The sequence below is a fragment of the Streptomyces sp. NBC_00009 genome (assembly GCF_045040855.1).
GTDB classification, from domain to species: Bacteria; Actinomycetota; Actinomycetes; order Streptomycetales; family Streptomycetaceae; genus Streptomyces; species Streptomyces aureus.
Genome location: NZ_CP108312.1, coordinates 362,922 through 381,716, shown reverse-complemented (window position 1 = coordinate 381,716; position 18,795 = coordinate 362,922). Strand labels below are relative to the sequence as shown.

18 protein-coding genes and 2 pseudogenes are annotated in these 18,795 nt (G+C 68.9%); 10 read left to right on the top strand and 10 right to left on the bottom strand.

From position 1 onward, the window contains the following. The first annotated feature begins 189 nt into the window (after positions 1–189). Positions 190–378 (top strand): DUF6381 family protein, encoded by a 189-nt coding sequence (locus tag OHA58_RS01765; RefSeq protein ID WP_405475586.1) that lies wholly within the window; start codon positions 190–192, stop codon positions 376–378. A 273-nt stretch (positions 379–651) separates the two neighbouring features. On the opposite strand, the gene OHA58_RS01760 is transcribed toward OHA58_RS01765, so the two are convergent. Further along, positions 652–1,395, bottom strand: coding sequence for a nucleotidyltransferase domain-containing protein (locus OHA58_RS01760; RefSeq protein WP_405475583.1), 744 nt, complete (start codon positions 1,393–1,395; stop codon positions 652–654). Between the two features lie 150 nt (positions 1,396–1,545). Here OHA58_RS01760 and OHA58_RS01755 point away from each other — a divergent pair, with 150 nt between their 5' ends. Next, positions 1,546–2,739: an RNA-guided endonuclease InsQ/TnpB family protein gene (locus OHA58_RS01755; RefSeq protein WP_405475580.1), complete on the top strand. Its 1,194-nt coding sequence runs from the start codon at positions 1,546–1,548 to the stop codon at positions 2,737–2,739. A 122-nt stretch (positions 2,740–2,861) separates the two neighbouring features. Here the strand turns inward: OHA58_RS01755 and OHA58_RS01750 are convergent, their stop codons facing one another. The 4 genes from OHA58_RS01750 to OHA58_RS01735 all read right to left on the bottom strand — a co-directional run bounded on the left by OHA58_RS01750 (position 2,862) and on the right by OHA58_RS01735 (position 6,666). After that, positions 2,862–3,380, bottom strand: a complete 519-nt coding sequence (locus OHA58_RS01750) for a helicase associated domain-containing protein (RefSeq protein ID WP_405475578.1) — start codon at positions 3,378–3,380, stop codon at positions 2,862–2,864. A gap of 66 nt (positions 3,381–3,446) precedes the next feature. Next, entirely contained in the window at positions 3,447–4,250 is an 804-nt protein-coding gene (locus tag OHA58_RS01745) for a phosphatidate cytidylyltransferase (protein WP_405475575.1), read from the bottom strand. Further along, the gene (locus OHA58_RS01740) at positions 4,247–6,016 is read right to left on the bottom strand and encodes an aminotransferase class I/II-fold pyridoxal phosphate-dependent enzyme (RefSeq protein ID WP_405475573.1); all 1,770 of its coding nucleotides are present in this window, start codon (positions 6,014–6,016) and stop codon (positions 4,247–4,249) included. The genes OHA58_RS01745 and OHA58_RS01740 overlap by 4 nt, the downstream gene beginning before the upstream one ends. A 416-nt stretch (positions 6,017–6,432) precedes the next feature. Beyond that, positions 6,433–6,666: a hypothetical protein gene (locus OHA58_RS01735; RefSeq protein WP_405475572.1), complete on the bottom strand. Its 234-nt coding sequence runs from the start codon at positions 6,664–6,666 to the stop codon at positions 6,433–6,435. Between the two features lie 202 nt (positions 6,667–6,868). On the opposite strand from OHA58_RS01735, the gene OHA58_RS01730 reads away from it, so the two are divergent. After that, a complete protein-coding gene (locus tag OHA58_RS01730) occupies positions 6,869–7,786 on the top strand; it encodes an aminoglycoside phosphotransferase family protein (RefSeq protein ID WP_405475570.1) in 918 nt (305 codons plus the stop codon). Between the two features lie 31 nt (positions 7,787–7,817). Continuing rightward, positions 7,818–7,979, top strand: a complete 162-nt coding sequence (locus tag OHA58_RS01725) for a hypothetical protein (RefSeq protein ID WP_405475568.1) — start codon at positions 7,818–7,820, stop codon at positions 7,977–7,979. Between the two features lie 627 nt (positions 7,980–8,606). On the opposite strand, the gene OHA58_RS01720 is transcribed toward OHA58_RS01725, so the two are convergent. Beyond that, positions 8,607–9,410, bottom strand: coding sequence for a class I SAM-dependent methyltransferase (locus OHA58_RS01720; protein ID WP_405475565.1), 804 nt, complete (start codon positions 9,408–9,410; stop codon positions 8,607–8,609). A gap of 857 nt (positions 9,411–10,267) precedes the next feature. Here OHA58_RS01720 and OHA58_RS01715 point away from each other — a divergent pair. From OHA58_RS01715 to OHA58_RS01695, 5 genes and pseudogenes are all read left to right on the top strand, one after another. After that, on the top strand, positions 10,268–10,468 hold the full coding sequence (locus OHA58_RS01715) for a hypothetical protein (RefSeq protein ID WP_405475564.1): 201 nt from the start codon (positions 10,268–10,270) through the stop codon (positions 10,466–10,468). 171 nt (positions 10,469–10,639) lie between these two features. Beyond that, positions 10,640–10,843, top strand: a complete 204-nt coding sequence (locus tag OHA58_RS01710; protein ID WP_405475562.1) for a helix-turn-helix domain-containing protein — start codon at positions 10,640–10,642, stop codon at positions 10,841–10,843. A gap of 278 nt (positions 10,844–11,121) precedes the next feature. Beyond that, positions 11,122–11,460 (top strand): STAS domain-containing protein, encoded by a 339-nt coding sequence (locus OHA58_RS01705; protein ID WP_405484688.1) that lies wholly within the window; start codon positions 11,122–11,124, stop codon positions 11,458–11,460. A 1,060-nt stretch (positions 11,461–12,520) separates the two neighbouring features. Then, the gene (locus tag OHA58_RS01700) at positions 12,521–13,174 is read left to right on the top strand and encodes a peptidoglycan recognition protein (protein ID WP_405475559.1); all 654 of its coding nucleotides are present in this window, start codon (positions 12,521–12,523) and stop codon (positions 13,172–13,174) included. 316 nt (positions 13,175–13,490) lie between these two features. Beyond that, a pseudogene (locus tag OHA58_RS01695) lies at positions 13,491–13,694 on the top strand (transposase); the annotation flags it as partial. Between the two features lie 30 nt (positions 13,695–13,724). Here OHA58_RS01695 and OHA58_RS01690 read toward each other — a convergent pair. The 4 genes and pseudogenes from OHA58_RS01690 to OHA58_RS01675 all read right to left on the bottom strand — a co-directional run. Then, positions 13,725–14,456: pseudogene (locus OHA58_RS01690) on the bottom strand (IS110 family transposase); the annotation flags it as partial. 560 nt (positions 14,457–15,016) lie between these two features. Continuing rightward, positions 15,017–15,190 (bottom strand): hypothetical protein, encoded by a 174-nt coding sequence (locus tag OHA58_RS01685; protein WP_399294526.1) that lies wholly within the window; start codon positions 15,188–15,190, stop codon positions 15,017–15,019. A gap of 287 nt (positions 15,191–15,477) precedes the next feature. Further along, positions 15,478–15,795, bottom strand: a complete 318-nt coding sequence (locus OHA58_RS01680) for a hypothetical protein (RefSeq protein ID WP_405475557.1) — start codon at positions 15,793–15,795, stop codon at positions 15,478–15,480. Between the two features lie 119 nt (positions 15,796–15,914). Beyond that, complete coding sequence (locus OHA58_RS01675) at positions 15,915–16,835, bottom strand: NADP-dependent oxidoreductase (protein WP_405475555.1); 921 nt, start codon at positions 16,833–16,835, stop codon at positions 15,915–15,917. Between the two features lie 1,319 nt (positions 16,836–18,154). Here OHA58_RS01675 and OHA58_RS01670 point away from each other — a divergent pair. After that, positions 18,155–18,478 carry a hypothetical protein gene (locus OHA58_RS01670; RefSeq protein WP_405475553.1) on the top strand — a complete coding sequence of 108 codons (324 nt, stop codon included), beginning with the start codon at positions 18,155–18,157 and terminating at the stop codon, positions 18,476–18,478. Positions 18,479–18,795 lie beyond the last annotated feature (317 nt).

The window sequence follows — 18,795 nt, the reverse complement described above, 5'->3', positions numbered from 1 at the left end:
TGATGACGGACGCCATGGCCGCGTCCACCCCCATCAGGTGGCTGGTCGGCACTCCCCGGGCTGTGCCGTCGTTCCGCGAGGGCTCTTCCAGCTGCGTAGATAGCAGTGGGTGACCGCTCGACATGCAGGGGGTGACGAGGCCTGTTTCTCTGGTGTGGCCCGCTCTTCCTCATCACCTAAGGAGTGATCATGAGCGCTGCAGGCGAGACCGGTCGTGCCCAGCAGATGCGTGCTAAGGCTCAGGACCTGGAACAGGCCGCGGAACGCGCCACTGACCCGCAGGAGCGTCAGCGTCTGAAGGACAAGGCCCGCCAGCTCAAGGAGCAGAGCGAGCATGTAGGCGGTACGGGCAAGCCGGACATCGACCCGACGCTGTAGTCCCGGCAGTTCCGAGCACAGACACCGGCCGGTGGCCGGCCTCCGTGGCTTTCTGGCACGCGAGAGGCCGCCGGCCGGTCACTGCTGTCTCCGCTCAGCCGCCCACGGCCCCGGCAGGCACGCCGACGTGGCACCTCTGGCACAGATCCGCGACTACGAGCGTCTGCCGCAACTCTCAGAAGCCCATTTGACCTGGGCACTCAGCACGCTCATGACCCGAAGGCTCACCCGCAGGGGGCGCGCTCAGACTGGGCGAAGAAGTACTGAACGGCGTCAGGTTCCGCATGCTTCGTATGTCTGCCACCGGTGCGAGTACCCCTCTCGCAATGGCCCGCCGATCAGATCCAGGAGCTCCTTAACCGTGGCTGCCAATCGGGTTGGGTCAGCCCGTTCTGCCACAGCCTGGTATCCGTCCAGCAGGGCCGTTCCCAGATCTGGGTTCGCCGCCACGAGCCGGCGGGGCAGCCACTTGCCGATTCCTGTCCACGCACCATGGTGGGCAGTGAGTAGTTCGGCAGCTTCCCGAAGCACGTGGTCAGCGATGACAAGCTGCTCGTGGCGGCTTGAGGGCGGGGTGTCAACGAGGTCGTCGAAGTAGCAGGTCAGCACATAGCGGCCGTGGCGCCACTGCTCTGCCGTCAAGGGCGGTGGCCCCAGGGCAACAATCTCTTGTGCCAGCTGACATGTGCGGGCCACTTGGCCATCGGGGTCAGTCAGCGTTACCCCTTGGGCATAGACGAAGACCACCGTCCCCCGGCGGCGAGCACGGTCCCACTCGAAGAACTTGGGCAAATCCCCTACGGAGTTGAGGAACAGTTCCACAAGGCGTCCTTCGTGGCGGATCACTTCCCGGCCGCTTCCTGCGGAGTCAGGGAGGAGGACACCGATGTCGAGGTCGCTGGTCGGAGTGGAACGGCCCTGGGCAGCTGACCCGCCGAGAACGGCCCCGAGCGCGTGTGGGAACAGTTCTCCTACCAGGCGACCAGCCTGGGCCAGCGCAGCTTCTTGATCATTCATCGGGTTCCTCCGTGGATACCCCTGCCTTCAGGCAGGGAGGAAGCGGACTCCTGCGGAGCAGGGCAAGGTGCGGGCTTTCGCCCCAGGGCGAAAGCCCGTGCTCTGACCCGCAGGTTTTGTCTTGTGCGGCGGTCACACTAGTTTGTGGGCGTGTCCACGACGTGTGTGAAGCGGGCGTTCAAGTACCGCTTCTATCCGACCGATGCGCAGGCGGCCGAGCTGTCGCGCACGTTCGGGTGCGTGCGCAAGGTCTACAACCTTGCGCTTGCCGCCCGCACCGGGGCGTGGGCGCGGCAGGAGCGGGTCAACTACAACGCCACGTCGGCCATGCTGACCGCATGGAAGAAGACCGGGGAACTGGCGTTCCTCAACGAGGTTTCCGCCGTGCCGCTCCAGCAGTGTCTGCGGCACTTGCAGACGGCGTTCAGTAACTTCTTCGCCAAGCGGGCCAAGTACCCTCGCTTCAAGTTGAAGAAGAAGTCGCGGAAATCTGCCGAGTACACCAGCAGCGGTTTCCGGTTCCGTGCTGGGGAGCTGGCTCTGGCGAAGATGGCCCAGCCGCTGGATATCGTGTGGTCGCGCCCGCTGCCCGAGGGCGTGTCCCCGTCCACGGTGACCGTGTCGCAGGACGCCGCGGGGCGCTGGTTCGTCTCCCTGCTGTGCGAGGACCCGGCCGTCGAGCCACTTGCCGCTACCGATTCGGCCGTGGGAATCGACGTCGGTCTGGACCACCTGGTGACCCTGTCCACCGGGGAGAAGATCGCCAATCCCCGGCACGAACGCAAGGACCGTGCCGCCCTCGCCCAGGCTCAGCGCCGCATGTCGAAGAAGGAGCGGGGCAGTGCGAACCGGGCCAAGGCCCGGCGCAAGGTCGCCAAGATCTGCGCGAGGATCGCCGACCGTCGCCGCGACCACCTGCACAAACTGACCACTCGTCTCGTTCGTGAAACCCAAACGCTCGTGATCGAGGACCTGACCGTGCGCAACATGGTCAAGAATCGGAAACTGGCCCGCGCCATCTCGGATGCGGCGTGGTCGGACTTCCGGGGCCTGCTGGAGTACAAGGCCGCCTGGTACGGGCGGGAAGTGATCGCGGTCGACCGCTTTTTCCCCTCGTCCAAGCTGTGCTCCCACTGCGGCACCTTGCAGGGCAAGATGCCGCTCAACGTCCGCACCTGGACGTGTGACTGCGGCACGACCCACGACCGGGACGTGAACGCAGCACGCAACCTTCTGGCCGCCGGGCTGGCGGTGACAGTCTGCGGAGCTGGTGTAAGACCTCAACGGAGTTCTCCGGGCGGGCAGTCGGCGACGAAGCAGAAAACCCCACGGCGCAAGCCGTAGGAATCCCCCTCCTCAGGAGGGGGAGCATGTCAACGGAATCGCTCAACGTGCAGCCAGCCAGGGAAAGGGCACCGATCCCCGGTGTGAAGAGGGCAGTCCGAGCACGGAGGCACCGCCTCGCCTCACGCTGTTGCCGCGGTCCACTCCAGCCCGAGCTTGGCGAGTGCGGCCAACTTGTCCGCGGTGAGTTTGGCGCGGCGGGTCTTGGTGTTGGAGAGGAATACTCCGAGTCGTACTTCGGTGCCGTCTTCCAGCCGCTCCACATGGGCTCTGGGGACCACCAGGGAGCCGGTGCGGGCTTTGGTACTGCGCGCCAGGGCTGCTACGCCCGTCTCGAAGGCGCTCACGGGCGCCGTGGACGGCGCCGCGGGCACCTCCGCCTCCGGAGCCGGGGCCAGCGGCGTGATGCCGGGCTGCTCCAGGCGCTGGCGCTGTCCGTCCATCAGCCCAGTCCAGACGGTGTGCTGACGTTGTTTCTGGAGCCAACGGCCGATGTCCATGCCGTGGACGGTGACACCGGGTTCCACGTATGCGAGGACGCTCTCTTCCACGAGCATCTCGCGCACCGCTGCGAAGTGCCGCTGCCAGTCCGCCGGCCAGGCCGGGTTCCAGTGTGGGTTCTCACCTCGTCCAGGGGGCACCGTACGCAACGGAGCCGCTCCGGCGCAGGCGGTCCGAGCATCCCGGCACGCCCGCCCCCCGCAGCCTCACCCCAGCACGACCACCATCACCAACGCCCCCACTAGCGAATCGATTCGGTCCAGCAACCCCCCGGACCCGGCCAGCCACTGCCCCGAGTCCTTGGCACCGGCGCCCCGTTTGACCAGGGACTCCACCAGGTCGCCCGTCGGCCCGCCCACAGCCACCGCGACTGCTGCTGGCCAGCTCCACTCCGAGAGCAGCGCGAGCACGCCCAGCCCCGCCGCCGCGCCGCACAGCGTCCCACTCCACCGCTTCGCCGGGGACAGCGGCGACAGCCGGGGCCCGCCCAGCCGTTGCCCGGAGAAGAACGCCACCACGTCGGCCACCGACACCGCCGCGAACAGCGCCAGCGCCACGGTCCCGAGCGGCGCCAGTGCGGCCAGCGTGCCGAGCCAGACCAGCCCGAGCAGGCTGGTGCCGAGCCGGCGCAGGCCCTGTTCGGCGTCGCCGGTCACCAGCGGTACGGCGGCCAGCGCGAGCGCACCTACGGCGCCCACCCGCCAGGCCTGATCCGGCACCCAGGCGGCTGCGACGATCAGGCCCGGCACGGCCGTGGCGAGCACTGCCCGGTCGGCGCGGGGCAGCCGGGTCAGCGCACCGAACTCCAGCACCGCGATCACCGCGACGACCCCGGCGAGCAGGGCGACACCAGGCTGCCCCCACCAGAACGCGGCGGTCACCACGGGCACGCCGACCGCCCATGCACACCACCGGACTATGAATTCGCGCCGCCGGGACACCCCCACCGCCACGCCGCTCACCAGCAGCGCACCGCCCAGCCACGGTGCCAGCGAGTCCACACCGGTCACCTGGCGACTCCGGCGGCGGGGGCAGACCCGGCCGGGGCGGCGGAGGCGGTGCGCAGGGCGGTGAGGGCGGCCCGGTACGCGGCGACGATGCGCGCGTTCTCCGCGGTCTCGCGGACCGCGACGCGCACGGTGCGGCCCTCGTAGGCGGCGGAGAGCGGCGACAGGTCGCGTAGATACACGTCGTGGCGCCGGCACTCGGCGACCAGTGCGGCGGCGCTCGGTCCGCCCGGCGGCAGGGTCAGCGAAAGGAAGTTCGCCACCGACTCCTCGACCAGGACGGACGTGTCCACCCCGGCCAGATCCGAGGCGAGCTGTTGGCGCAGCCCGTGGGTGTGCCGCAGCCGGTCGGCGTAGTAGGCCGGGTCGCGCAGGGCCGCCACGGCGGCGAGCTGGGCCGGCAGCCCGACTGCCCACGGCGGCGTCCACCGGCGTACCTCCGCCGCTGTCTCCGGCTCGGCAACCAGGTAGGCGGCCCGGACGCCGGACAGGGCGTACGTCTTCGACATCGAGGTGCAGACCACTGCCCGCGGGTCGGTCGCGGCGAACGGGGCGAGCGACTCGGCGGGATCGACGTATCCGAGGTACGCCTCGTCGATCCACCAGCGGGTCGGGGCCGGCGCGGCGGCGATCACCGCGCGCAGCTCGGCGGCCGGCGCGTGGCGGCCGGTGGGGTTGTTCGGGTTGACCACGACCACGAGGTCGTACTCCCCGGCCGCGACGACCGCCGACAGCCGCTCCGGATCGATCCGCCAGCCCTCCTCGCGCCGCAGCCGGAACCGGTCCACGCGGCAGCCGATCACCCGCTCGGTGACATGGGCGTACTCGCCGTACCCCGGGTCCATCAGCAAGACCCGGCTCGCCGGTGTCAGCCACCGGCCGAAGGCCCGGAAGATCAGGTCGGAGGAGCCGGCGCCGACGGCGAGCGTCTCCGCGGGCAGGCCGCGGGCGGCGGCGATCTCCGCGAGCAGGCCCTCCGCGCTGGTCGGTGGGGAGGTACGGGCGACCCACCCGGCGTCCTCCGCGAGCGCCGCGCGCGCACCGGGGGCCGGCGCGAACCAGGCGTCGAGCACGTCGGCCGCGACCACCTCGAGACGCCGATCCAGGCTGCGGAAGTCCGTGCCGATCGCGGTGAACGAGGCCCCGCCGTGCTCGCAGCCGTCCGGGCGGGGCGCGAACGACGAGTCCAGGCGCCAGTCCACGCCGGCCGCCAGCCGGGTCAGGGTCGCGGCGTGCCGGCCCGTCGTGCCCCGCGTCAGCTCCGCCACCTCCCCGGTGAGCACCTCGAATTCGACCGCGCCGCTGCGGACGGTACGGCCGACGGGTCGCAGGCCCGCCGCCCGGTACATGCCGACCAGGTCGGCGCGGCCCATCGCCACCAACCGCCGCCCGCCCCGGGACGCGGTCCAGCGCAGCGCCGCGTACATCAGAAGGGCACCCGCCGCACCGGCCCGCGCGTCGGGCTCGACGGTGAGCAGGCGCACCTCGAAGACGTCGGCCTCGTCGAGGAGCGGCAGTTCCGCGCGGGTCAGGTACTTGTCGAGCCCGTACCGGCCCACCCAGGGCGGCGTCACGCTGACGAACCCGACACGGACCGGGCCACGAGCCGCGACCAGATAGACGTTGTCGCCGTCGAGCCCGTCGACCAGCCGCCCCTCGGCATTGGGCGCGTGCTGGCCCAGCTCCTCCGCGTAGACCCGGTGCCGCAGTTCGTGGATCCAGGGAAGGTCGTCCGCGGTGGCGGGACGCAGGCTCAGGGGACGGCTCATCAGGACCTCTTCGTAGGGGAGTGCGGAAGGTCAGTGTGTCGAGGGCCGGCCGGCGTCAGCAGGGGCGAGCACCTCAGGGGAGGTGAGTACGCGTACTCAGGCGATCCCGTCCGTCGTGCCGCCGGCACCCGCGACGTCCGGCTCCAGCAACGTCGCCACAATGCGCCGGGCATCGCGCAGTTACCCGGCGCGGCGGGTCGCCGGATCCGTGTCCGTGACCGTATGGACCGCCGCCCACCGGCACCTCGGAACACCGCTCCTCCTCGTCCGGGACAACCGGAACGTCCACCTCGACGCCTGGATACGCGCCTTCATCACCGCCCAGCACTGGGTCGTCTCCTTCCAACTCCCCTCCTCACAGGTAGAGGCGACGCCGGCCCGCATCACTCGCCATTCCAAAATTCCGGAATGGCCGATCACTGCCCGCAGCGCGGGCACCGGTCGCCGTGGCGGCCCCGGGTCTCCACCACCAGGCCCCGTTCCCGGAGCCGCCGCAGGTGATACGCGACGCTGGACGTGCTGGTCAGCTCCATGGCCGCTCCCAGCTCGCGCACGGATGGCGCCTCGCCATGCTCAGCGATCCACTCACGCGCGCACACGACGATGCGGCGCTGCCGGTCGGTCAGGGCGTGCGAGGCGATGGTGCTCATACTTTTGAATAGAGCGTGCGTTCGATCTTCTGCCCGGCCGCAGACCGAGGCCCGGCACGTTGCTGACTGTCCTGTGCCACCGAACCTTGGCTTTTGCCGGGCGAAGATCAGTGAACGGTGGGTTCGTGCCATCGAAAGTTGAGCGGCACAGGGGGCTGGGCGTCACAAACGCCGGATCACCGTTCGACTAGCGTGGCTCTGGATGCCCCATACCGAGATCGAGATCACCGCAGACCTGGTCCGGGATCTGCTGCGCGACCAGCACCCTGATCTGGCCGACCGCCCGTTGAGGCTTGGCGCGCGCGGCTGGGACAACCAGCTGTGGCGGCTCGGCGACGACCTCGCCGTGCGGCTGCCCTGGGCGACGCTGTCCGCGGACGAGCTGCTGCGCAAGGAGCACACGTGGCTGCCCGCACTTGCCCCGCACCTCCCGCTGCCGGTCCCCATACCGCAGCGCCTCGGCGAGCCCTCCGAGCGTTTTCCGCGGCCCTGGATCGTCACCACCTGGGTGCCGGGAGCGCCTGCGGACCGATCTCCCGCCACGCGCGCCGCAGAGGCGGCCGATGCCCTGGCCGCCTTCCTCACCGCTCTGCACTGGCCAGCTCCCAGCGGGGCTCCCGTCGGCCGTTACCACGGAGGGCTGCTGGCCGATGGTGCTGAGGGGTTCGCCGGGCAGCTCGCCTCGGTCACCGAGATGGGGCTGGTCCCCGACCCGGATGCCGTCCGCGCCGTTTGGGAGGACGCCGCAGCTGCGCCCGGCTGGGCGGGCCCGCCGCTGTGGCTCCACGGGGACCTGCATCCGGCCAATGTCCTCACCGCGGACGGCACCTTCTGCGGTGTGATCGACTTCGGCGATCTCTGCGCGGGCGATCCTGCCTGCGACCTCGCTGCCGCGTGGATCCTGCTGCCGGACGGCGCCGCCGACCGTTTCTATGCCGCATACGAGCCGGCCCCAGACGCGGCGACCCTGCGCCGCGCCCGTGGCTGGGCGGTGCTGAAAGCCCTTACCTGCATCCTCGTCGGAGATGCCGGCGTCCACGGCCGCCCCGGCGGCAAGCCCACGTGGGGCCCGCCCGGCCATGCCGCGCTAGGACGCCTGACCGTAACGGCCCACCGCTGATCACACGCTCGGTCTTCGATGACAAACCGCGATGTCCGTCGTCATCGACACCCCGATCCCCTGCACCGCAGTCGCCGTGAACCTCCAGCAACTACGTGCCGTCCGCTTCGCCGAGGCGACCCACCGCGGCACCGTCGACCCCGCCACCATGGCCCGCGTCAACCAGGCCCTACGCGCTGTCCTCGACCTCTGACCGGCAGCCGTTCTGTACGCCCTGGAAGACCCCTCTAGAGTGGCCTCAGGCATGGAAAAGCCCCCTCCGGAGAGGGGGCCGTTCGTGCGGTGTTCCCTGGTCAGAGCACCGTACACGCGACTGCCGCTACTCTCTTAGGCTACGCCTTCTTCCTCTGGGGCGAGTGGTACGCGCCGATCTGGTCCACGGTGTAGACCTCTCGGCCGTTCACTTCGGTGCCCTTGGGGAAGTCGTCGCGGCGGGCCTTGTGCCGGCGCATGGTGTCGGCGCTGGAGGCATCGAACTCTTCGCCGGGCGACCTCGGCCAGGGGCAGCAGCTCCGGGGGTGCGGTGAGGTCGGGAGTGGCCTCCAGGGCGCCCTCCTGGCCTTCGTGGCTGGCCTGGCCGGGGATGGAGCCGCAGTCTGTCGATGCGCGCTGTGCAGCGCAAGTACGGGTGACCTGGCAGACGGTCCGAAAGGCACTCGACCTGGTCTGGCCCGAGCCGCGCACGGAGCTGCCCCGCGTCCGACCAGGCTGGATCCGTACAAGCCGTTGATCGACGAGACGCTCCGCAGGGATCACGATGCTCCGCCGAAGCAGCGGCACACCGCCAAGCGGGTCTTCGACTGGCTGCCCGAGCCGCGGGCTAAGCGTCCACGTTCCCGACCTGTCCCACGAGCGTGGATACCCTCACATGCTCGGTGAACCGCTCGTCCGCGGGGAGCGCTTGCCGGATACGTTCGGCGAAGTCGGCGTGGTCATCCGGTCCGGGCAACTGATCCGCGGGGATTGCCGAGCAGACTCCGCCAAACAGCTGATCGAAGCTCAGCTCACCCCTGTATTCGACCACCATTTCCCGCACATCGACGAAACCCGCGGACTCCAGCGCCTGCGCATACCTCAGCCGGTCGCGGCTGCTGGTGCCGCAGGACGCTTCCAGCGTGGTGCCCAACCACCCTTCCAGACACCCGCGCAGGGCACGAGACCATGCGCTGTCCTGCAGCCACAGCGGCGTTCCGTTCGAAATCACCGCGATGCCTCCACCCCTACGGAGCAGCGGCGACACGGCGCGGAAGAGTTCATCGTGCTGCATCCAATGAAGCGCCTGTCCGACGACCGTCAGCGCCAGCGACCGCTCTCCCATCAACGACCTCAGCGCTGGAACATCGGTGTCGGCACCGAGCATCCAGGTCGCGTTCCGAATCCCCTGGCTATCGGCTGCGTCCCGGGCCAGCCGCAGCATGTCCGGCTCAGGGTCCACGCCCACCACGGAACGAACCCGGGAAGCGAAGGGAAGAGCAAGCTGGCCAGTGCCACACCCCACATCGAGCACGACATCGGCTTCCGACAGCTCGAAGGCTTCCTGCAACGCATCGAAAACCTGGGAAGGGTATCCACGTCGGAACTTTGCGTAGTACTCGGCCACAGCGCCACTGAATCCCACTGTCATACCCCCACCTTGCCGGGCATCCGTCACACCGGGAACCGATCGCGCCCAATGATCGCTTTCCGCTGAACCTGAGACAGATCCTCCGACGACCCGGTGAAGATGCTCTCCTTACGCACCCGAGTGACATCGAATCCCGCCGACATTCAGAGGCTCACAGGTCCTCGGCCGACATCCGAACTCATCTGTCCGGTGACATCGAACTTGGACGGATTGTCAGCGAAGTTGGATCGGCGGGGCGCTGCCCCCGTCGACGGCGTTTCGCCCGCCGCACCTGGCAGCGGGGCCCCGCCGTCGGCGCGGGCCGCTGCCAGGTGCGGAGCGGTGTTAGGCCAGTGCGTACACGACGCACCGCATCCCCAAGGAGCCCGCAGGCGCATCGGCGCCGCGCTCCAGGGCTGCCGGGCCGGTGCCACCGTGGTGGGGCTCCGCCGCTCCGGCAGCCCCACCAGTGCACCACCTCGGCCTCCGCAGGGAACACCGCCCGCAGCGCGAAGCCCTGACCATGCCCCCGAAGGGCAGAGGCCAGGGCTGTCGGTCATGCGGTCCGGGAAGGGGAACCGGAGGCCGCTGTCGCGCACCGTCTCAACGTCCCCGCTGTCCGCTGCCCGCAAGGACACGCGCCGCGTCAACACAAAGCTCCTCCGTCTCCCTCCTGGGGAGATGCCTCTCATGCAGCCGCTGCCGACCCCCTGCCCCGCCGACCGGATCCCGGACGCGACCGGCCTGGACGCCTTCCACGCCGCGCGCCAGGCGGCCAAAGATCAGCGCGTCGTGTTCATCGCAGTCGAGCCCCAACGTCCCGGTGGACGGTCAAGACCGACGCGCTCACCGCGCCCCAGCACACCATCGACACTGCGGTGTACGACGCCGTGCGCGAGGCCGTCATCCGCCTCATCCGCTCCCAGGAGATCCGCCCCGACTCCTCCGCCGGCCCCGTCTACTTCGTCCTGCACGACGTGGACAACGATCCCCGGGCCCGCGAACTGGCCGCAGCCCTCCACGCCGCCCGCTACGGCGACCTCGAACCCCTCACCCGCGCAGTGCCCCACGCGTCCTGACGCCCCCAGGCAGCAAGACCAATCGCAGCGCTACCCCCTGGACCGCAACTGCATCTCGCCGGCACGGGGTTCACATCCGATGTGAACGGGCCGCGGTCGAAGCAGGCTGATTGCCTGACGGGCGGTCGCAGGGTGCGCGATGATCGCCGTTCGGACAGTGAAGGAGAGGTCATGGACAAGGGCAAGCGGATCACCGGTGCGGCACGCGACAAGCTCGCCGCCGAGCTGAAGGCCGCATACGAAAGCGGCGCCTCGATCCGGAGCATCGCCGACAGCACCGGACGTTCGTACGGCTTCGTCCACCTCATCCTCACCGAGGCGGGCGTCACCCTGCGCGGGCGTGGCGGGGCCACCCGCAGCAAGCCCAGTTCCTGACGGTCTGCCGTGAGGCGGCGCCCACGACCGGGCCGGCCGTAAGCGCACAGTTCGCCACGGCCGGGGCGCCTTGATCTGCGTCGAGCTCCGCACCGTGCCGAGCACCGTGCCCGGCAGCGCACCACCGGGTTTGCATGCCGCGCCTTCGCGGAGGCGGAGCCTTGGACACGCGCGTGCTCGTGGGTGAGGTCACGGCGAATCGTTCGTGCATATGCGGAACGGGCGTGCGGCAGGCACAGCCCGAAACCTCTCTCCAGGGCATCGCCGTTAGGCGAACCATGCACCCCGAATTTGTCATCAGCCACCGTGACGAGAAGGGCTGGACCGTCGTCGAGGTCCACGGCGAGGTCGACGCTTACACCGTGCCCCGGATCAGGGAGTACGTGGTCGCCTGTATCGAAGGGGGGCGGCGTCACCTCATCGTGGACCTGGTGGGGGTTTCGTTCATGGACTCGACGGGCCTTGGGCTCTTCGTCGCCATCAGCAAGCGGTTCCGTGCGCACGCCGGTGACCTGAGACTGGTGATCACGCATCCGGGTGTTCTCCAGATCTTCCGCATCACGAGCTTGCACCGGTCCTTGCAGATCTATGACTCGGTTGAAGCCGCGATGGAGTGACATGAGAGGCGACGACGACAGACGCTCGCTGGGCAGTTCCGAGAGCGACTGCCCATGGTGCCGACAGCTCTTTCTGCCAGGTGCTGAGCGACCCCAACGGGGCGGGAAGATCCGGCCACCGGGAAGGAGCGATCCTTCTTGCCAGCCATGCCAGCCATGCCAGCCATGCCAGCCATGCCAGCCATGCCAGCCATGCCAGCCATGCCGGCCATGCCGGACAGTCCGCCTCGCCGAGCGCATGCGGACTGTGATGGTGTCGCTCGCGGCACTCACCACGATGGTGGCCGCGGTGGTAACCGTGTGGCGGACCTGACGGCGTACTACCCCAGGACGCTGTCCTTGCTGCGAAACAAACGGGCCACTCACGACGGAGAATCGCCGCTCCGCTGCTCGGAGCTTCACGGAGTCGGTTAAGCGAACGGCTTCTCTGAACCGCAGTGTCGACCGTTCATGCTGTGACCTGCGAATTCGAGGTTCGCCGCGTTGCCGCGGCTTGGCGTGCACGCTGTCGGCGCCGCGAAAACACGAGCGGATCGCGAGCCCCGGATGCTCAGCCCTGGCGGAGCTGACTCCGACAACGGCCAAGAGGCGGCGCCGCATGGTCGATCGGGTGACTCCGGCCGTCGGGCAACATGGACGATCGGTGTGAGGGCTAAGGGGTGTCCCGTAATCCCTGGTGGATCAGCGCGTGGCGTCAGATGCGGTGCTGGGCGTCGAAACGCTCGCCTGACTGCCGTAACCGGCGCGCGCAGGGCATCTCCGCCCGCGAAGCTGTTGGGCGTACGTGCTCCATCCGTCATGTCGGGGAGACAAAGAAGGTATTCCTGTGCGTCTGCATCGAGTAGCACTGTGGGTCGCGGTCCCTATGGCAGTTCCTCTCGTGGTGGCACCGGGCGGAACGACGAAGGCCGCCGTCATCAGTGGGACAAAGTCGGAATCCCTTCCGTCGGCGTGGCGGGCCGAAGCGGCTACGGAGCCGGCTGTCGCTTTCGCTCAGACCTTCCCGTCCCTCGGAGCGGCGCCCGTGCTGTTCCCTCACACAGCGCATCGACCCGTCATCGTGTCGCGTTCGCAGTGGCGGGCCGACGAGACCAAGCGCGACCCCCATGCCCACTACGCGCAAGGGGTTGCGGCGATCTTCATCCACCACACCGACACCCCCAACGACTACACGTGCGCGGACGTCCCGCGTACCTTGCGCAATCTGTACACGGGCCAGACCCGTGACCAGAAGTGGGGAGACCTCGGCTACAACTTCCTCGTCGACAAATGCGGCAACATCTACGAAGGCCGCGCCGGCGGTACCGACCGCCCCGTCATCGGCTCCCACACCATCGGGTTCAATCAGAGCACCACGGGGATCGCGGCGATCGGCACCTTCGGACTGGGGACGCCGGTGCCGGCGGCCATGGAACGCGGGATCGCGGCCCTCGCCGCCTGGAAACTCGGCTTGCGCGGCGTCGACCCCACCAGCAAGGTGCGGCTGACATCCACGAATGACAAGAGCCGTTACACCAAGGGAACTTCGGCCACATTCAACGCGATCTCCGGCCACCGCGACGGCTTTGCCACCGACTGCCCCGGGGAGGCGTTGTTCGCCCGACTCCCCGCGATCCGCCAGCTCGCCGCTGATCTCCAGGGCAGGTCTGCACGGACCCCCTTCGGTGCCGACCTCCCGGTGACCTTGCGGACCCTCCATCAGGGCAGTAGTTGACCGCCGGGCGCATCCTGTGCCGGGGCGGTGCCATGTCCCCTACCCCCGGCCACACCACAAAAGGGTCCGGCATCGAGCTGCCGGACCCTTGAGTGGGGTTGCTATAAAGGCTGTCCTACCTTCTTGACGTGGGCCTGCTCTGGTCGTTCGTAGGATCGGAGGGCCCGGGGGCTTCGGGTATGGCTGTAAAGGCTGAGCCGCTGGATGGCTTACGGGACTTGGCCGCCCGAGGCCCCACGACGACCCGACCGCCAATTGGGATACGCGACTTGATCGCTGCTGTAGGACAACGCCGGCGAGGTCGTCTGCGGGCTCCATGTGCGACGAGCTGGCGGAGGGGAACGTGCCCGACATCTGGGCCGGTGTGGACATCGGCAAGACACATCACCACGCCGTGGCGATCAACGCGGAGGGCAAGCGGCTGCTGTCCCGCCGGATCCGCAATGACGAGACCGAACTACTGACACTGATCGGCGACGTGTTGGCGATATCCGATGACGTGTTGTGGGCCGTCGACCTGAGAGGTTGTCTCACGTGGTGAGTTTCGGAGGAGGGCCATCACCTCCTTTGCCAGGGTGTGCACCATCTGCGCGGTCAGCTTTTCCCCGGGTAGGCTGGTGTGCTGACGTTCGGCGGCCTCGACCGCGGTCTTGGCGAGCCGGTCGGAGTTGCGGACGCTGCGGTTGCGGAGCCAGGTCTCCAGGCGCTTGGTGCCGAGGCGGCGCAGTGCGGCCGGGGTCTGGTAGCCAGTCAGCAGGGTGAGCGGGCCGGTGTTGGTGAGGTCCAGGGCCCGCTCCAGGCTGGGGAAGATGCCGGTCAGTTGGGCCCGGAGCCGGTTGACGGTGCGGGTGCGGTCGGCGACCAGGTCCATGCGACGGCCGGTGAGGATCTTGAGATCGGTCACGGTCTCGTCGCCGGGGCGTAAGGGGTGCAGGTCACGGCGAATGCGGACCTGGTCGGCGATGACGGCGGCGTCCTTGGCGTCGGTCTTGCCTTCGCCGCGGTAGCTCTCGGAGGCGCGGTGGATGACCCGGCCGGAGATGTAGTGGACCTGCTGGTCGTGGTTGAGGAGGATCGTGATGGCCAGGGCGGCGCCGCCGTCGGCCAGATCGATGCCCCAGAACACCTCTTCGCCCAGGGCCAGGACGTCAGCGAGGAGTTCAAGAAGTTCGGGCTCATCGTTGGCGACGCGTCGGGACAGCAGCCGACGGCCGCCCTCGTCGATCGCGACGCAGTGGTGATGGGTCTTGCCTGCGTCGATGCCGGCCCAGATCGCGGCCATGTGGTGCCTCCGTGCGGTGGGGTGTGCTGGTGCCTCCCGACGGACGACCTCGCTGTCGATTCCCTACAGAGCGATCATTCGCAATTCCTAATTGGCAGCCGAGTCGTCGCGGGGCGTCGGGCGGCCAATCGCTGGAAGCCACAAGCGGCAGAACCTTGAAAGCCACACCCGACGCCCCTGGGTGGGCCAACCATACGAAGGGCTCGCCCGGTCCCGCAGACAACGTAGGGAACCCTTGACCGGGAGGTTGTGGACGACCGGGAGGTTGTGGACCGAGGACCGACTCGATCTGCCGGCAGCCCTTGAGGCGGCCCGGTGTGAGGCCTGGGGCGTCGCTCATGCCCGGCGTCCGGCGCAGCCGACCGCGGACAGGCCGGATGGCGCCATCGTCGCGACGACGCCACCGACGTAGTGGAATGCCGGCCATGTCCGGACCGTGGACCCGTTATGCCTGACCCGGCGTACTGGCTACCGCCGTTGCATCCACTGTCGCAGGGTATCCAGCAGTCCGCCGTTGCACTGTGGTTCGGTGCAACGGCGGCTGTGTCGGCAGGGGCGTATTACAGCTCCCGCTCGATCTGGTTCTCGCTGACCTTGTCTTCGCGCAGGGTCGCCTCGTTCTGGACGGCGTAGCGGGCCTGCGCCCCGCTGCCCTCGGTGCTTCGGATCTCGCCGCGCTGAAGCTCGTCCTGCTGGTCGCGGTATTCCACGTGCTGTCCCTTGCGGTAGGGCATGGGGATCTCCAAGTCTCGTGTGGGTCGGCGGGGGCCGGCCCTGCTCTTGGGCAGGGCGCCCCGCCTTCTTGGCGCCCGCGAATGTCACCGGGCGCACTGACAGCCCACCCCCAACTCCGCGCTACGGCAATCACTGCGGGCCAAATGGAGGACGCCGCGCCCGCCACTCAGGGACCGGACGAGCTGCTCCCGCTCCCCTGCAACGAGATACAGGCTCTGTTCTTCGCCCCTCGTAGTGCCCGCGTCATGAAGATCACGTTCTGCAGCTGGAGTCAACACCGTTGCGTTTACGTTCGGCGCCGGGATGCAAGTCCGGTCTCGAAGAATGTGATGTTCGTGGTGAGGGTGTAGTTCTGGCTTGTTGTGGGGTGTTGGCCCGTGTTCGCCGTGTATTTGCTTGCCGGCCGCTTGCGGCTGCGTGCCTTGACGCGCAGGCGGCGCCGGGCGGGATGGAGCGCGTCCGGCACAGCTGTGCCGATGACGCCGACGAGATCGACGGGACCGGTGGCGGGAAGGATGCCCGCGCCGAGGACCACTTGATCACGGGCGGTCTGCAGCAGGGTGAAGCTGACGCGTTCCAGGTCGAGGCCGGGACGGTGATGCACGGCGTCGGCGCTGGCACGGATCAGGGCCTGGCGTATGCGCGAGGCCGCGCTACTGGACCGGGTCGTCGACCTCCAGCGGAGCGCCGGTGCCGGAGACGGAGCAACGGTGGCTATCTCAGTCAGTCTTCGGTGACGCGGATGATCGTCTTGCCGGGGGTGCGCTTGTCGGGGGCGAATGCGGCGGCCGCCTCGGCGAGCGCCCGAACCGCGCCGACGATCGGCTTGAGCCGCCCGTCCCGCAGCCGCCTGGCGAGGTCGGCGAGGCGCACGCGGTCGGGTTCGACGACGAAGAAGATCGCCCGCCCGTTTGCGGGTTGGACGGTCACCGGCTGGGCGATGGTGACCAGCGTGCCACCGGGACGGACCAGCGCGGCGGAGCGATCAAGGATCTCGCCGCCGATCACGTCGAAGACCACGTCGACGTCGCCGATGTCCTCGAGATGCTCGGCTTGGAGGTCAACGAAGGCATCCACCCCCAGCCCGAGGGCGGTCTCACGGTCATCGGCCCGGCCGGTGCCGATGACCTGGGCGCCGACCTCACGGGCGAGCTGCACGGCGATGGAACCGACGCCGCCTGCGACGCCGTGGATGAGCACGGTCTGCCCGGTGGTGAGGCGGGCGTGATCGAAGAGGGCCTGCCAGGCGGTGAGCCCGGAAATCGGCAGGGCGGCGGCCGTGGTGTGGTCGACATCCGCCGGGAGCGGGGCGAGGTTGCGGGCCTCGACGGCGGCGTATTCGGCCAGTGAACCGTTGCGGGTCCAGTCCGTCAGACCAAAGACCCGCTGCCCGACAGTGAGTCCGGTGGTGCCGTAGCCCAGCTCGGCGACCACGCCGGACAGCTCGTGGCCGGGCACGCTCGGGGTACGGTCATGCCCGGCCCGGTCGGTCCAGGTTCCGGGCCAGGCCAGCTCGCCCGGGGTGAACCCGGCGGCGTGGACCCGCACGATCACGTCGTTCTCGGCGGCGTGGGGATAGGGCAGGTCGGTAATGGTCAGACCGTGGACGCCTGCGTCACGGTCGCTGACAGTGATGGCTTGCATGAAGAGTTCCTCGTGGGACGGGGACTTTCGGTGGCGGCTCGGCAACCCGCGAACGGTGTCCGATTCGTCGCATCCCGAGCCTAGGTGTGAAGTGACCCGGACGGCTGGGCCAATCGCCACTGTCTTGAGTGGGCCATCGTGGCAGAGCTGCCGAAGGGCTGGATGACGCCAAGCCCTGATCCGTGCCCAGCGCCGACGCCGTGCACGCGTCAGGCCTCGCAGCAGCAAGAGGCCGGCAAGCAAGTACACGGCGAACACGAGCCGGACTTGCATCCCGTCGCCGAAGCTTGTTGCTCGTGACGATCACGGACGCGCGTTCGTATCTGCCCGAGATGAACTGGAAGAACAGGTTCGCGGCCTCGGGTTCGAAGCGGGAAGGGGATCGAGCCGCGCGGACGCGTCCCTCGGCGCCGTGGGAGTCGCGGCCGGCAACTTCCCGCTGCAGGCAGGCGGCCAGATACTCCTCGTGGCGCTCCACTCTTCCGAGCGGGCCCGATCGGCAAGCCGGGCGGCTGCATCTCGCAGAGCCGGAGCCTTCAACGCCTTGGTGAGATAGACGAGTTCGGAGGTGACGTCGCGATTGCTGCCTGTCTGTTTAGTGTTGTGCGAGCTCATCACGCTGCCTCTTCACCGGTGGTCAGTCCGCCGTCGATGACACCGAAGATGCGGGCATAGGAGTCGAGCGACCGCTCTTCGACCTCGGTGAGATCCGTGGGCGCGTGCTTCACCGCGGCAGTCCTGCGGCCGGCCGCGGCAGCGGCCGCATGGTCCGGATCGGTGATCGTCTGATGACGAGCCCAACTACGGGCACGCCGGGGCGACTTCGACGCCGTCGCAGGTCACCAGGACCTGTTCGAGATCCGCGGCCACTTCGACACGACGGCCGATGGCCAACCGGCGCCTTCGGCGTCGATCGACTCTTCGGCGAACGCACGGCCGGGACGCCGCGCCGGTCACCGAGCAGACCCCGATAGCGGCCCGAGTCCCGGGAGCGGCTCACTGCGAGGATGATCGGTTGCCACCTCGGCGGTGGTCTGTGGCCCAAGGTGCGCGGGCCTGCGCTGCCACCCTTCGCGGCGCGGTCGGAGGTCGATCCGGCGCCGCCTCGCGCTCCTGGCCTTGAACGACGCCAGGTCTCCCTCGTGCTTCGCCGGTGTGGTGCTTCAGCGTCTTCGTGCCGTGAACGGCAGAAGTGTGGCGTTCGGGCGGCCTTGGGAAAACACTCGACGCGCAGGTCCACTCCCGCCATGTCCTCGGCCTTGTCCTTTACACTTTCGCCGTCACATAGCGTGAGGAACGATGTGAGAAGAGTGATTGAAGTGCTGCGTAGTCCGCGGCGCCCCCTCGTGCTCGGCACGGTGCTGACCGTCGCGCTCGCCGCACAGTCAGCTCTGATCGTCGCCCAGCAAGTGCAGATCGACGACCTGCGGATGCAGCCCGTCGACGTCCAGGCGAACGTTGAGCCCGGCCCTTCAGGGCCGTCCGGCCCCGCCGGTCCCTCTGGTCCCGGTGGCCCTATCGGCCCGGCAGGCAAGGCCGGCACGGACGGGAAGGACGGCAAGGACGGCACGAACGGGAAGGACGGCACGAGCGGGAAGGACGGGAAGGATGCTGTCGTTCCGCCGGCGCCGGCTTCAAGTTAGACACGCGGCCGCACCGGCCGGCTCCTTTGGCGTGCACGGGAGGGTATTGCGCCCTTGCGCGGGGCCGGATAGTGCCCTCGCAGTGGTGGACAGTGCCCGGACGGGGTGCAGCGCCGCCGAGAGCGTGGGACACGCCGACGGCACGGCGCGGGATCGTCAACCGGCCGTCAGGGGCCGTTCCCGGTCCGTCGCATGCATAGCGGTTGTGGCCTGAAAGCAGACACCGAAGCCCGCGACACCCCTTGGGCTTCTCCGCGCACCGAAAGGGGCGCCCGAAGCAGGTGAACATGGCTCCGCACACCCGCCTGCGCTGGGCC